General features: G+C 58.5%; 11 protein-coding genes and 1 pseudogene. 8 read left to right on the forward strand and 4 right to left on the reverse strand.

Annotation, left to right across the window (positions count from 1 at the left end; all coding sequences use genetic code 11):
- Positions 1-3: 3 nt before the first annotated feature.
- From C2H86_RS18705 to C2H86_RS18740, 8 genes are all read left to right on the forward strand, one after another.
- Entirely contained in the window at positions 4-2,523 is a 2,520-nt protein-coding gene (locus tag C2H86_RS18705; RefSeq protein WP_159409298.1) for a glycosyltransferase family 4 protein, read from the forward strand.
- Positions 2,524-2,686: 163 nt separating this feature from the next.
- Entirely contained in the window at positions 2,687-3,769 is a 1,083-nt protein-coding gene (gene rfbG, locus C2H86_RS18710; RefSeq protein ID WP_159412953.1) for a CDP-glucose 4,6-dehydratase, read from the forward strand.
- On the forward strand, positions 3,766-4,575 hold the full coding sequence (locus tag C2H86_RS18715) for an NAD-dependent epimerase/dehydratase family protein (RefSeq protein ID WP_159409299.1): 810 nt from the start codon (positions 3,766-3,768) through the stop codon (positions 4,573-4,575). The genes rfbG and C2H86_RS18715 overlap by 4 nt, the downstream gene beginning before the upstream one ends.
- 32 nt (positions 4,576-4,607) lie before the next feature.
- On the forward strand, positions 4,608-5,570 hold the full coding sequence (locus C2H86_RS18720) for a glycosyltransferase family 2 protein (protein ID WP_159409300.1): 963 nt from the start codon (positions 4,608-4,610) through the stop codon (positions 5,568-5,570).
- 10 nt (positions 5,571-5,580) lie between these two features.
- Complete coding sequence (gene rfbF / locus C2H86_RS18725) at positions 5,581-6,348, forward strand: glucose-1-phosphate cytidylyltransferase (RefSeq protein ID WP_159409301.1); 768 nt, start codon at positions 5,581-5,583, stop codon at positions 6,346-6,348.
- An 8-nt stretch (positions 6,349-6,356) separates the two neighbouring features.
- Complete coding sequence (locus C2H86_RS18730) at positions 6,357-7,364, forward strand: lysylphosphatidylglycerol synthase transmembrane domain-containing protein (RefSeq protein ID WP_159412954.1); 1,008 nt, start codon at positions 6,357-6,359, stop codon at positions 7,362-7,364.
- Between the two features lie 31 nt (positions 7,365-7,395).
- Positions 7,396-8,700: an NAD(P)/FAD-dependent oxidoreductase gene (locus C2H86_RS18735; RefSeq protein WP_159409302.1), complete on the forward strand. Its 1,305-nt coding sequence runs from the start codon at positions 7,396-7,398 to the stop codon at positions 8,698-8,700.
- Between the two features lie 243 nt (positions 8,701-8,943).
- Positions 8,944-10,758, forward strand: coding sequence for a hypothetical protein (locus C2H86_RS18740; RefSeq protein ID WP_159409303.1), 1,815 nt, complete (start codon positions 8,944-8,946; stop codon positions 10,756-10,758).
- A gap of 55 nt (positions 10,759-10,813) precedes the next feature.
- Here the strand turns inward: C2H86_RS18740 and C2H86_RS18745 are convergent, their stop codons facing one another.
- The 4 genes and pseudogenes from C2H86_RS18745 to C2H86_RS18760 form a co-directional block, all read right to left on the reverse strand.
- Entirely contained in the window at positions 10,814-11,920 is a 1,107-nt protein-coding gene (locus tag C2H86_RS18745) for an acyltransferase family protein (protein WP_159409304.1), read from the reverse strand.
- A 177-nt stretch (positions 11,921-12,097) separates the two neighbouring features.
- Complete coding sequence (locus tag C2H86_RS18750; RefSeq protein WP_159409305.1) at positions 12,098-13,243, reverse strand: acyltransferase family protein; 1,146 nt, start codon at positions 13,241-13,243, stop codon at positions 12,098-12,100.
- Between the two features lie 132 nt (positions 13,244-13,375).
- A pseudogene (locus C2H86_RS28755) lies at positions 13,376-13,468 on the reverse strand (IS66 family transposase); the annotation flags it as partial.
- A gap of 33 nt (positions 13,469-13,501) precedes the next feature.
- Entirely contained in the window at positions 13,502-14,599 is a 1,098-nt protein-coding gene (locus tag C2H86_RS18760) for an FkbM family methyltransferase (RefSeq protein WP_159409306.1), read from the reverse strand.
- Positions 14,600-14,616: the final 17 nt, after the last annotated feature.

The following is a 14,616-nucleotide window of genomic DNA, read 5'->3' on the forward strand; positions in this document are numbered from 1 at the left end:
CGAATGCGTATTGTAATTGATATGCAAGGCGCGCAAACCGAAAGCCGCTTCAGAGGTATTGGGCGCTACAGTTTGTCCTTGGCACAGGGCATTGTGCGCAACTGTGCAAACCATGAAGTTTATCTGCTGCTCAATGGGATGCTGCACGAAAGTATCGAGCCGATCCGTGCGGCGTTCATGGATCTGCTGCCGCAAAGCCAGATTCGCGTGTGGTACGCCCAGGGGCCGGTATCTGACCGCGATCCCGCTAACCATGGCCGCCGTTTGGTCGCAGAGCGTATTCGCCAGGCCTGCATCGATGAACTGATGCCTGATGTGGTGCATATCACCAGTTCAGTGGAAGGTTTCATCGATGACGCGGTGATCGGTCCCCCGCAGCTCGACAGCCAAGCACTGGTCAGTTGTACGCTCTACGACCTGATTCCGCTGATCAGCCCCGAAAAATATCTGGACAATAATCCGGCCTACAAAAAGCATTACCTGGAGAAGGTCGAGGCCTACAAGCATTACGATCTGCTGCTGTCGATTTCCGAATTCGCGCGCCAGGAAGCTCTTTCGCTGTTGCCGCTCGAGCAAGCGAGTGTGGTCAATGTATCCACAGCAGCGGACGCTATTTTTCGGCCTGTTATTCAGGACGAGACGCAGTGCAAGGCCCTGGCTGCCAAGTTCAAGTTACGAGAGCCGTTCGTGCTTTATTCGGGCGGGGCAGATGAGCGCAAGAACCTTGTCCGCCTGATCAAAGCCTTCGCCAAAGTCAAACGGGACGTTGCCAATGTCCAATTGGTGTTTGCCGGCAAGATGCCACAGTTCCACATCGACCAGTACCGTGCTGCTGCACTGAGCCAAGGGTTGAGCGAGACTGACCTGGTGTTCACAGGTTATATCACCGACGAAGAGTTGGTGGCCTTGTATAACGCCTGCCGGGTTTATGTCTTCGCCTCCTGGCATGAGGGCTTTGGTTTGCCGCCGCTTGAGGCCATGAAGTGTGGCGCAGCGGTAATCGGAGCCAACACCTCCAGCGTGCCTGAGGTAATCGGTTGGGACGATGCGACGTTCGACCCGTTGGACGTCCAGGCGATCGCTGGCAAGTTGCTGCAGGCGCTGAGCAACGACGAATTTCGCAGCGCGCTGGTTGCACACGGCCTACAGCGCGCCGAAACATTCTCGTGGGACCGTACCGGCAAGGCTGCGGTCGCAGCTTTTGAGCAAGCCTTGAAGCAGCTGGATGGCAAAACGAAACCCGCCGCCACGGCTGACCCAATGGAAGCGTTGATTGCGCAGTTGGCTGAAAGCAACCTGTTGCATGACAGCAGCCTGGATATCCATCGTCTTGCCAAGGCTATTGACTACTCGCTACAAGGGCTGTCAAGCAAGCCTCAGCTTCTGGTCGATATTTCCGAGCTGAGCAAACATGACGGCAAGAGTGGCATCCAGCGAGTGGTGCGCAGCATCTTGCTGGAGTGGTTGAGCCACCCGCCTGCCGGTTATGACGTTCAGCCTGTGTACACGGTGGCGGGCGAAGCTTTCTACAGGTACGCCTCACGCTTCACTGCCAAGTTCCTCGGCAAGCCCTTCGAGGGCCATGAGGATGAAGCTATTACGTACCGGGCGGGTGATGCCTACCTGTGCCTGGACTTGTTGATGGATGTGCTGCCCCACAAACGCAGCTACCTGGACACCCTTCGCGCGCATGGCGTGAGCATATTCTTCGTCGTCTACGACCTGCTGATCCTGCAGTTGCCTCACTGCTTTGTGGAAAGCCTGCAGGACCACTACCTTAAATGGATCCAGGCCGTTGCACAGTACGACGGTGCGTTGTGCATCTCCCATGCTGTGGCTGATGAACTTCGCGAATGGCTGGGTGAGCACTATCCAGAGCGTCTGCCAAACTTCCGTATCGGTGCCTTCCATCTGGGTGCGGATATCGACCAATCGATGCCGTCCAAGGGGATTCCCGAGGACCCGGCGATGCGCTTGGAGGCGTTGGTGCCGAATACCAACTTCCTCATGGTGGGAACGCTCGAACCGCGCAAAGGCCATGCGCAGACCTTGGCGGCTTTCGAGTTGCTTTGGGCGCAGGGCGTGCAAGCCAACCTGGTCATCGTTGGCAAGCACGGCTGGCTGGTGGATGAATTGGCGGCCAAGCTGGCCAACCACCCGGAGCGAGGCAAGCGCTTGCTGTGGCTCAACGGCGCGAGCGATGAATACCTTGAGCATCTTTACAAGTCGTGTGATTGCCTCATCGCAGCGTCTTACGGCGAAGGGTTCGGCTTGCCGTTGATCGAGGCTGCGCAACACAAGCTGCCGATCATCGCCAGGAACTTGCCGGTGTTTCGTGAGGTGGCAGGCGAGCATGCCTGGTACTTCGAGGGGCAACAGACCCAGGAAATCGCTGACAGGCTCAAAGAATGGCTCATGGCGTTCGAGCAGGGCCAGCATCCGCAATCTGCTGATATGCCATGGCTGACATGGCAGGCCAGCGCAGAGCAGCTGATGGGTGAAATCAACCGGTTCAGGTACTAATTGACAGATACTCAGTCGACCTTGCTGTAACCCGGCATCCAGGGTGCCGGGTATCCCTGAGCCACTGGGGCACGGTATGCTTGCCCGCTGTAGTTTTTGGGCCTCCGTTTACGGTTTTGGTGGCATCGAGAGTGCCTGTCAGGATTCAAAGAGCATGGAAAAAATGACCTCTTCGCTAGATTTTGAAAAAGCGCTCGCAAATAAAAAGGTATTTGTGACAGGCCACACCGGGTTTACTGGAGGCTGGGCCTGCTTGTGGCTTCAGGCACTGGGCGCCAAGGTGGCTGGCTACTCGCTGCAGCCGGAAACCACACCGGCGCTGTTCGACGAACTGAAACTGGCCGACAGCGTCGATAGCACCCTTGGGGATATCTGCGACTTTGCCAAGTTGAAGGAAGCGGTGGAACGCTTTCAGCCAGATGTCATTTTGCACCTGGCAGCCCAGCCATTGGTTCGGCGCTCCTACCGCGAGCCGCTGGAAACGTTCCTGGTGAACGCCCAGGGCACTGCACATGTGCTCGAGGCTGCGCGTCAGGTGAAGAGCGTTCGTGGCGTGCTGTGCATTACTACCGACAAGGTCTACCGCAACAACGAATGGGCCTGGCCTTATCGTGAAAACGATCCCCTCGGCGGGAAAGACCCTTACAGCGCCTCCAAGGCCGCTGCGGAAATGATCATCCAAAGCTACGCCGCCTCCTATCCATTCGCTTCCGGGCAGGGGCCGGCCATCGCAACGGCGCGTGGCGGCAACATCATCGGTGGCGGTGACTGGTCCGAGGACCGGTTGATTCCAGACTTCGTGCGGGCCGTTGTCGATAAGCAAAGCTTGACCCTCCGTTACCCGGACGCGACCCGCCCATGGCAGCATGTTCTGGCGCTGGTGCATGGTTATCTGGTAATTCTTGCGGGCCTGCTCTCCGACACACCGGAGCGCGTAGCCAAGGCTTGGAACCTGGGCCCGCAGGAGCTCAAGCAGCATTCGGTGCGCGCCGTGCTTGAGATGATGAGCGCTCAGTGGCAGCGGCCAGATCTCGAATACATGAACAACCCCTTGCCCGAAGCTGGGGCCTTGGCCCTCGACAGTTCCCTGGCGCACAACCAATTGGGCTGGCAACCGGTATGGGACACCGAGGCTGTCGTGCTCAAGACAGCCTCCTGGTACCGTGATTACTACGCCAACCCGGCAAAAGTGCGTGAAATTACCCAAGCGCAGATTGATGAGTGGCGTGCAGGTATCGCCGGATGATGTATGTCATCGGCAGCCGTGGAAGACTAGGGCAGGCTATCTGCAACCGCTACGCACCGGCCGACGTCGTTCAGCTTGAACGAGGTGCTTACGCAGGGTGGTGCGCTGCAGATGCGCGAGCTCACATCGAAGCCTATTTTGCGCCACGCGTGCAGCCAGGCGATGTGGTGTTTGTGTGCTCCGGCTTGCTCGACCCTGCCCTTGGTCGTGAAGCGCTTGAAGCGGTGAACCTCGACTTGCCGCGCAACCTCATCGAGGCCCTGGTGCCTATGGGGGTGCAGGTGGTGACCTTCGGTACGGTGATGGAGGAGATTTTGACCGCCAACCCCTACGTCGACAGCAAGCGCAGGCTTGGCGACTACGTTGCCGAACAACACCGCCTGGGTGCCCCGGTGACCCACGTGCGCATCCACACGCTGTATGGCGGGGGCGAGCCAAGCCCGTTCATGTTCCTGGGTTTGATTGCCAAGGCACTGCGAAGCGACGCTCGGTTTGCAATGACCTCAGGTCGACAGCTACGCGAGTATCATCATGTGGATGACGATGCCGCGGCTATTTACCAACTGGTGGATAAACGCGTGCATGGCGTGTTGGCGCTGAGTCATGGCCGGCCCGTAACCTTGGCCGCCTTGGCACAGTCGGTGTTCGCTGCGGCGGATAAACCCGATCTGCTTGGGCTCGGAGAACTTGCCGACCCACCGCAAGAAAACTTCGAGCATATTTTCTCCCAGCCGCAGGTGCTGGCGGATTGTATATTCCGCGACACTTTAGCCGGCGTCAATGATTACATGAAGGCTCTCGTGTAACCATGTTGGCAACTATTATCGGGGCCTGATCAATGCAAAATGATTTGCCATTAATTTCGATTTCAATTCCCGTGCTGAATGAGGCCGGAAATATCGAAGCACTGTATGCGCGGCTGGATGCTCTGGGCACCAAAATGCAGGATCGTTGCCGCCTTGAATTCGTGTTCTCCGATAACCACTCGGACGATAAGACCTGGGACATGCTGGCAGCGCTGGCTAGTAAGGACAGCCGCGTCAGGGCCATTCGTTTCTCGCGCAACTACGGCTTTCAGCGCTCGATTCTGGCCAACTATATGCACGCCCAAGGCGATGCGGTGATGCAGATTGACGCCGACCTGCAGGACCCGCCTGAACTGCTCGAACAATTCTTCGAGCTCTGGCAGCAGGGCCATGAAGTGGTGTACGGCGTGCGCCGCAAACGCCCGGAAAGCTGGCTGCTGCATACCTTCCGGCGCTTGGGATACTGGGCGATCGATAAAGTCAGCGAGCACCCCATTCCACGGGATGTGGGGGATTTCCGCCTGATCGACCGCAAGGTCATCGATGTGCTGCTACAGACCAAGACGGCCAACCCCTATCTGCGCGGGATGATCGCCGGCATTGGCTTCAACCAGGTCGGCGTGCCGTATGACCGCGATGCGCGCATCGCCGGGGAAAGCAAGTTCAATGTGTCTCGCCTGGTCAGGCTGGGCCTCACCGCTGTCTTGAACCACTCCACCGTGCCATTGCGCGCGGCGTCGTTCGTGGGGCTGGTGATCTTGGCTGCGAGCGTGCTAGGTGCGCTTTACTACCTGGTGTTGCGCATTTTTCACCCTGAACTTCCGCGGGGCCTCGCCAGTATTCACATACTGGTCCTGTTTGGTATTGGATTGAATTCCTTCCTGCTGGGAATTATCGGTGAATACCTACTCAGGATCTATTTGGTACTGCGCGCTGACCCGGTCGCGGTAGTGCAGAAGAGTTTGAACTTTGATCCTGCAGATCTGAAACTATAAGGGAGCATTTATGAAAGCTGTAATCTTGGCGGGTGGCTTGGGTACACGGATTGCCGAAGAGTCCGATACCAAACCGAAACCGATGGTTGAAATCGGTGGCAAGCCGCTGCTCTGGCACATCATGCGCAGCTACGCCAATCACGGTATCAAGGACTTCGTCATTTGCCTGGGCTACAAGGGCTATGTGATCAAAGAATTCTTCTTCAACTACTACCGCCACATGTCGGACATGGTGATCGATCTCTCCACGGGGGAACACCAGGTCATCAACAGCCAGGCTGAAGACTGGCGCATCACCCTGGTCGATACCGGTGCCGAAACCATGACCGGCGGCCGTTTGAAGCGTGTCGCCCCCTACCTGAACGGCGAAACCTTCTGCCTGACCTACGGCGACGGGTTGTCGAATATCGATATCAGCGCGGAGGTGGAATTCCACCGCCAGCATGGCAAGCTCGCCACGGTAGCGGCTGTTCAACCGCCAGGCCGTTTCGGCGTGCTGAACATCGATGAGCGCAACAACGTGTCCAGCTTCGAAGAAAAGCCAAGCGATGAAATTGGCTGGATCAACGGCGGTTTCTTCGTGCTCGAGCCTTCGGTGATCGACTACATCGATGGCGATGCCACCTCCTGGGAGCGCGAACCGCTGATGAACCTGGCCCGCGATGGCCAGTTGTCGGCCTTCCATCACCATGGCTTCTGGCAGCCGTGCGATACGCTGCGCGACAAGCGTGAACTGGAAGCGCTGTGGGCCAACAACAAGGCGCCTTGGCGGATCTGACGTTACCTATGACAACAGCTACGCCTACCAAAGAACGCCGTTGGGTCAAGCACGCCATCGGCGCCAGTGTATCCGTGTTGTGCATCCTGGCCGTGCTGCGGCTTGTCGACGTGTCCGAAGTATTGAAAGCCCTGGAAAGCTTCCAGTGGCACTACCTGGTGCTGGGCGTGCTTTCGTTGGCTTTCGGCTATGCGATCCGCATCCTGCGCTGGTCGCTGATGCTGTCGACGTCAAGCAAGACCGCCTCGTTTGGCAATTGCGCGGCGCCTTTTCTGGGCGCTATCGCCTTGAACAACGTGCTGCCGCTCAGGCTTGGTGACGTCGTACGTGCGCTGGTGTTCCCCGGCGCGATGGGCGTTACCAAAACCGCTGCCACCACGAGCTTGGTGGTCGAGCGCCTGATTGACCTGGTGACATTGCTGATCTGCCTGGCTGTCGGCGTACTGGCTATTCAGGTCATCGAAATCCCCGCACCGGTATACCGGTCCGCGCAGGTACTGGCGTGTTTGGGTGGTTTGACCCTGGCAATCGGGTTTTTCTTTTCCGGCACCTTTGCCCGGCTGTTTGCCGCCTGGGCTGAGCGCGCGGGGGAGGGCGGCAAGCAGTCGAAGCTGCAACCGATTCTGGCAATGGTGGCCAGCCTGTTCGAAAGCTTCGAGGTCATGTCGCGGCCGCGCATCCTGATCGCCATGCTGCTGCTGTCGATGCTGGTATGGGCCGGTGAGTCGGGGTTGTTCTACTTCGCCCTGAAAGGCCTGGGGCTGGATGTCAGCCCGTTCATGGCGCTGCTGGTCATGGCGATCACGACGCTTTCCACCCTGGCACCCTCTTCGCCCGGTTATGTCGGGCCGTTCCACCTGGCGGCGTTCACCGCCGTCACCCTGATCGGTGGCAGCTCCGCCCAGGCGGGCAGCTATGCCGTGATCGTTCATTTAGCGCTTTGGGTACCCACCACGTTGGCGGGCGCGCTGGCCATCTGGTCAAGGCCTGCGTTATTCAAGGCGGCTCGAAAGTGATTACGACCAACTTCTATTTTGGTACAGAAATATGACGGATTACGATGTAGTTATCGTGGGCGGTGGTTTCACCGGCCTTACGGCAGCTTACGCATTGTCGAAACAGGGAAAACGCGTAAAGGTTCTGGAAGCGGATTCCACCGCTGGCGGGCTGGCGGGCGTATTCGAGTTCAACGACGGCGTCAAGGTAGAGAAGTTCTACCACCACTGGTTCAACAATGACGTGTTCGTGCCTGAGCTGGTCAAGGAGCTGGGGTTGGACGGTGACGTCATCCTGCTGCCGACCCGTACTGGCATGTATTTCAACGGGCGTATGTGGAAGTTGTCCACTCCCCTTGATCTGCTGCGTTTCAAGGCCCTGTCGTTCATCGACCGCATTCGCCTGGGCCTGCTGGTGTTCCAGGTGCGCAAGATCAAGGACTGGAAAACCATCGAGCACCTGAGCATCCGCGAATGGCTTGAAAGCATGTGCGGCAAGTCGGTGTACAAGGTGGTCTGGGAGCCGCTGATCACCTCCAAGTTCTCCGTCTACGCAGAAGCCGTGAACGCGGTGTGGATGTGGAAGAAGCTTGTACTGCGCGGCAGCACCCGCAATGACAAGGGCGGTGAGGAGCTGGCTTACTTCAAGGGTGGCTTTGGCCGCCTTGCCGACGCTTTGGTAACCGCCATTCGCGCCAATGGCGGTGAAGTGGAGTTCAATACCCGCGTTGACGGCGTCGTAGGCGAAGGCCGCAAGATGCTGGCGGTGAAAACCTCTGGTGGCGAAGTAGCTGGCAAGAAGTTCCTGTTCACTCCGTCGTTCCCGTTGATTGCCAACATGTTCGAAGGGGCTGCCGAACCGCAGTGGCAAGAGCGCCTGCGGCGCGTGAAGTACCTGGGCAACATGTGCCTGGTGCTGCGCCTGAAGCAAAGCCTGTCGGACACCTACTGGCTGAACGTCAATGACCCCGGGTTCCCGTTCGTGGGGGTGATCGAGCACACCAACTTCGATACGCCGGACAACTACAAAGGCACCCACATTGCCTACCTGTCCCGCTACCTGGCCACCGAAGACCCGGTGTGGGCCTACAACGATGAGCAGTACCTGGACTTTGCCCTGGGCCACCTCAAGCGCATGTTCCCGAACTTCGAAAAGCACTGGGTCGTCGATTACAAGGTATGGCGTTCGGAGTATGCGCAGCCGGTAACCGAGCGCAATTACTCCAGCTACGTGCCTGATGCGTCCACGCCGTTCGACAACGCCCTGATCTCGACCATGGCGCAGATCTACCCGGAAGACCGCGGCACTAACTATGCGATCCGTGAGGGGCGCAAGGTAGCCGAGCAGCTTCTGTAATCATCGGCTTCATCGAAAGCGGGCACGGGGGCTGTGTCCGCCTTCGCCGAGCAGCTTGCGTACGCAGGCTGTGATAAATAGAACTTAGGGGCGGTTATGCGGATGCATAAAGATGTCGATTCCAGTACGGCGCGGGGAGGTTCGACGCCTTACTTCGGAATTGCCATAGCGTTTTTGATTGTTTTTGCCGCACTCAGTCATCTGCAGGCGCAGAGAGTGGGTGACGGCTCAGAGTATTACGGGATGTTCTTGGCCTGGTTGCAGACCCTGCGGCCATGGATGACGGCACCCGCCTTCGATGCCTACCAGCAACTGTTTCTGTCGCATACGATCAGCGGTTTCATGCCAGCTGACTTCCTGGCCAACATGTTTCCAGATTTGCGATTGGGCGCCACCGCCGACTTCAACCACTTCTGGTTCTACAGTTTCCTGGCATTTCTGCCGGCCAAGCTTGCAGGTCTTTTTGGGCTGTCGCTGCAGCCGCACACTGCATTTCTGGTGCTGCACTATGTGCTGGTTAGCTTCTCGGCCATGGTTGCCTACCGCCTGTACGGTCGGCCAGGGCTCATAGCTTTCACGCTAATGACGCTGTGCTCGCCAATGCTGTGGTTCTTCGACAAGGTTCACACCGAGCTGTTTACCTATTGCTTCACCATGCTCGGCGTGATGTTCATGTTTTCTCGGCGGCACTTGGCAGCAGCTTTGTGTATTGCCCTGGCGTCTACGCAGAACCCAAGCTTCGCACTGATCGCCTTCTTCCCGTTCGCCTACCGTTTTGTAATGTTGCGTGCCCAGGCATTCACGCTGTGGGAAGTGTGTATGGCCGTGGCTACCGCGTTCGCGGTGCTGGCGCACCCGGTTTACTATTTCCTGCGTTTTGGCGTACTGACACCGCAACTGCTCGCGGGCGGGGCTTCCCTCGGGCTTAACCTTTCAACCTTCTACATCTGGATTTTCGACCCAGACCTGGGGCTGCTGCCGAACTGGCCCCTGGGCGTTTACTTCTCGTTGTTGGCGCTGGTTTACCTGAAGGTGGCCCGTTCGGGGCAGAAGCGCCTGGACGTTGCCTACCTGCTGTTCTCGTTTGTGTTCCTGCTAGTCAACTTCTTTGCCCATGCCTCCACCACCAATCTGAACTCTGGCGCAACCCCAGGCCTAGCCCGCTATTCGCTGTGGTACCTGCCGCTGTGGTTCCCGGTGGTGCTGCATGTGCTGCGCAACCTGTCGCTGCGCAGCAAGCTCAGCTGGTTAGTGGCAGGGGGCGCTGTGGTACTGGCAGTGGCCAGCATCATCACCTACAACCCCAAGCAGCCAGAAAGCTATTCAAACCCCACGCCGTTCTCCAACTTGATTCAGAGCAAATTGCCAGGCCTCTACACCCCGCCCGCAGAAGTGTTCATCGAGCGGTTCTCGGGCTACGGTGAAACCATCTACCAGTACAAGTTGCTCGGTGTTCTGGGCCCGGACTGCCGCAAACTGTTGCTGCACCCCGGCGATGGCGACATGGTCACCATCCCGGCGCACTGCACGGTAGAACCGGAAAAACTGCAGGCATTTGCCAAGACCAAGGCAGGCACCTCTGGCGCAGAGCACTTCGTGCGTCTGACCGATGACGAATACGGCTCAATGTTGCTCAAGGTAAAACCTGGCGCCTACAGCGTGGGGGTGAGTGGCACTGGCAATTTCGCCTTGTATTCGGGCTGGTACGCAGTTGAGCAGTGGGGCGTATGGTCGAAGAAGAACAAGGCTTCGTTGGCGTTGCCGTGCAAGGAGCACCAGTTCTACGAGGACAAAACCTCACTGAAGGTTGTGCTGGGTTTGCAGGGCTTCGGCCAGCAAGCAATCGAGATTGCCCAGCGAAAAGGCGACGTGCTGTATCAAGGCGTGATAGGTACAGCCCAGGAGATCCCGCTTGACGTGGATGTTTCGCGTTGCACTCGCGGTGTGCTGCGTATCGATATCAACATCGCCAAGCCCGTTTCACCTGCCGAACTCGGCCAGCCGGGCGACACGCGGATGCTGGGTGTAGGCCTGTCGAAAGTCACGATCCTGCCGTGAAGCGTGCGAAGGGGCGAGTACCGCCCCTTCGCCTACCTTGCCCAAGGCCTTGCGCTCATACCTGTACCTGCACCGGCGAGTTACGCCGTGCCAACTTGGCGCGCAGGTAACGCTGCGCCGGGCGCTCCAGTAGGTGGTGGCTCGCCAGGCTCAGGGGGACGAGCAGGGCAAAGAACAGCAGCATTACCCAGGGCTGGTAGAAGGTTTCCCGGGCAAAGCCCAGGCCGTCCATTGCCATGGCGAACACCGCCTGCAAGGGGAAGTGCAGCAGGTAGGACGAGTAGCTGATATCCCCTACCCACCCCGCAGAGCTCAGCAGGCCGGGCCAGTGCAGCCCGGCGGCCGCCAGCATCGCCAGCGTGGCCGGGAAGCACAGGCACATGACCAAGTAGCTGTTGATGGCTTCGGCTACCTGCAGCTGCCAGAACCAGGCCGCCAGCGCGATTGCGCTGCTTATCCCCAGCGCGATGCCACTGCCGAATTTGGCCCGCAACACTGCCAGCAGGGCGTAGGCGATGCCGCCCAGGTAGAAGCACAGCAAGCCACTGCCAACCTTGTAGCCATTCGGGTAGAGCATCAATCCCAGGCCAAAGGCCGCAGCAGCCAGCAACCAGCGCCAACGCCCGGCAAGGCAGATGATGAAGAACGATGCATACAGCAGCACTTCCACCGACACCGACCAGACCGGTGCATTGAATGACCAGCCTTTTTCAAAGCCCCAGGCTGGCGCGAGCAGCAGGTTGAGCAGGGCATGGTAGCCATCGTTGAAGGGGTAGACGAAGTAGCTGGAGTGCTTGGCCAGGTACACTGCCTGCAATACGCCAACCAGCCCGAAGGTCACCAGGTGAAGTGGATATAGCCGGCTGAAACGGTCGACAGCGAACTGGCGAAGTGAAACTTTGCCATTGGCGATGCCCGATGAAAACAGCCAGAAAAAGACGAAGCCCGAAATCGAGAAGAACAGTTCCACGGCCAGGCCGCCGTGGTGGTAAAGCGGCGCCAGGGCCGTGTAGAACGGTTGGCGCGCAGGGTCGAAGCCTGCGGGGCTGTCGCCCACATAGAAGAAGTGCTGCCAATGCCAAAACACGACACTGAGTGCGGCAATACCTCGTAAGGTATCGAGGGTGTACAGCCGTTCGGCTGGGGCGGCGGGGGCGGTCATGAAGGCTTCACTGGCGGGTAAATTGAAATGCTGTCATTGCCGGCTCAAAGCTGTCAATGCGGGCCGCGCAGGCGGTGTAGCCTGCGGGGCATGCTCGATTGTGGGGGGCAAAGGCTGGCAATCACCGCGCCATTCGAGGTAACAGGCCCTGGAGGCGCTGCCAGAGGGCCTGCTCACTTACTTGGCTATTTCAACGTCCGCAGCGGATTGGCTTGTGGCCTGCGCCGGCTTCTTATGGAACAGCCGCTTGCCCAAGTGCATGGTCGGTACCTCCACTAGACGGTGCAGCGCGTACGACAGCGCCAGTACGAAAATCAACGTCAGCAGCCCGGACACCGGGAATGATAGCCCCTGGTCCATGAGGAATCGGATAGAGGCGTAGCCGATGATTGAGTGCAACACGTAGATTGAGTAGCTGATGTTCGCAATGAAGTCCAACGGTGCGAATGGCCTGAAATAGCCCCGCAGCAGGTAGCTGACGGTAAACACGATGAAACCGTAGAGATAGTTCTGCGGCACGGTAGGAATTTGCTCGCGCCAGCCGGTGTGCGGCCCGCAGAGTAGGAACAGGATCATCAGGATCGCGGTATAGCTAGCCAGCTGACGGGTGGAGTAGGTACCGGTGTAGTGATGATAGAAGCCTGTGCCGATAAACATGAAGATTACACACATGAGCTCGGTTTTGAGCGACTCGATCAGGCCCTGACTCAAATGAGTAATGCTGGCAACGGTCGCAGAGGTCTCGCTGATACCCAGTACGGCCGCAGCGAACAGGAAGATAGGGTAGGCATTACCCGTTTTGATCGCGCCGTACATCAGGGCTGCGATAATGTAGAACTTGATCTCGACGGACAGCGTCCAGTTGACCAGATCGATGGTCGGCTGCGCCACGTTACCCTGAATCAGCATCAGGTTGGCCAGCAAACGGTCCATCGGCATGGAAAACGCCTGGCCCCAGTAACGGCTGGAGAGGTAGACCAGTGCCAGCATCACCAGCGAACCGACGATATAGGTGGGGTAAATTCGCAGGAAGCGCGCCACGAGGAACTGCTTGGGTGCAAGGCGGTTTAGAGAGAACGGGATGACAAAGCCGCTGATCAGAAAGAACACTGAAACTCCAAACGGCCCGTAGTTGAATGTCGGGATGGTCAGGAAATAAATCATGCTCGATGAAGGACCTTCCACCACCGGCGCGTGGATGTAGGACGCAACTGTGTCACGGGCAAACCAATAGATGCCGCACCAATGTACGATGATGACGGCAACGATCGCCAAGCCTCTGAGTTGGTTGGCGAACAGGGCCCTGTCTGAAGCTTGCTGCATGTGTGTTCTCCTGAAAGTGGCGCTATTGTAGCCAGACAGCCGTCACAGGAGAAGCAACCGGCCGCCATGCCATGCCCTCGGCGAGCACTCGAGCCTCAATGCACAATCCGAGGTGCAGACGGCGTCTGCACCTGAATCAACTAACAACCACTTCGAGCAGCCAAGCGCCCATGGCCGTATCTGGTTTTCAACTGGGTTGTTGTCGATGGACGCAGTCCCATCGTCAGCGCTACCCACCGTTGCACTTACGCAGGTGCTTCAACCCGTCAGTTGCGTTTTCAGCCAGCGCATCGGCCCGGTAATTCGCCAACTGGTAGAGCGATAAACCGCATCGAGACGCTGTTTGTGCACGCATTCCTCAGGGTGCACAGTAGGTCGCTCGACGACAGGCTGCGCCTGAGCCGGGCTGCCGAAGCGCGTATTGACCCACACCTGCGTCCCATCCAGGTAAGTCAGGGCCGTCAGATCAATGCCGCTGCCGGGGGTGAACTTGCAAGGTTTCTCGTAAAGCAGCTTCCAGCCATTGTCGTGCAGCAGGTCGATGATGCCGCCCTCCAGCGCCCGGCTGTGTGTTGCCACCAGCAAGACACGTACCTTGCGCTGCAAGGCGTCGAGGGCGGCGCGGATGGCTTTGAGCTCGAAACCCTGGATGTCCATGTGCATGAAGTCCACTTCGGTCAGGTCGGCGAGTACCGTTTCAATCGAATAGGCGTCGATTTCTTCGGCCTTGACCGTGATGCCGCGGTAATCCTCGGTACCGCCATCGGTAATGGGCGCCGCGCCCCAGTCCAGCAAGCTCTGCGAACCGAACGACAGCTTGCCGTCGACATCGGCAATCGCACCGTGAATACAGCGTACCTGGACGTTGCTTGCGTGAGAGGTGGCGGCGGGCACCGGGTCTGCAGGCAACGGCAGGCCATTGTCGCGCAGGTTGGTGAAAAACAGCTCATGGCGTTGCAGGTCCGCTTCCACGGCAAGCAGGTTGATACGGGCGATACCGCGCTGCTGGGCTGCTTTTGCCGCAAACACCAGCCAAGGGCCATAGCCGGCGCCCAGTTCGACGACCGTGAAGCTGTCCTTGGCCTGCTCCAGCGCCACGAGTGCTGCGATGTACTCGATTGCCTCGGCATGCAGGGCGTCGTCTGGGAAGGGGATTCTGCCTACATGCTGCTCCCCGGGGTGGCTGTCGATGCCGAAGAACGACAAGCGGGTTCTGACCCCCGAAAAGTCAGTGTAAAGGCCTTGGGTAGGACGCGCGTCGGGGGCTGCATACTTGTCTAGCAGTTGAAGGTCGGCCAGCTGGATGCCCAGGTAGACCTGATTATCGGTGAGCGCCTCGCGCAATATCGTGTCCATGTCGAACTTACCTGTGA

It is taken from the genome of Pseudomonas putida, assembly GCF_009883635.2.
Classification (GTDB): domain Bacteria; phylum Pseudomonadota; class Gammaproteobacteria; order Pseudomonadales; family Pseudomonadaceae; genus Aquipseudomonas; species Aquipseudomonas putida_W.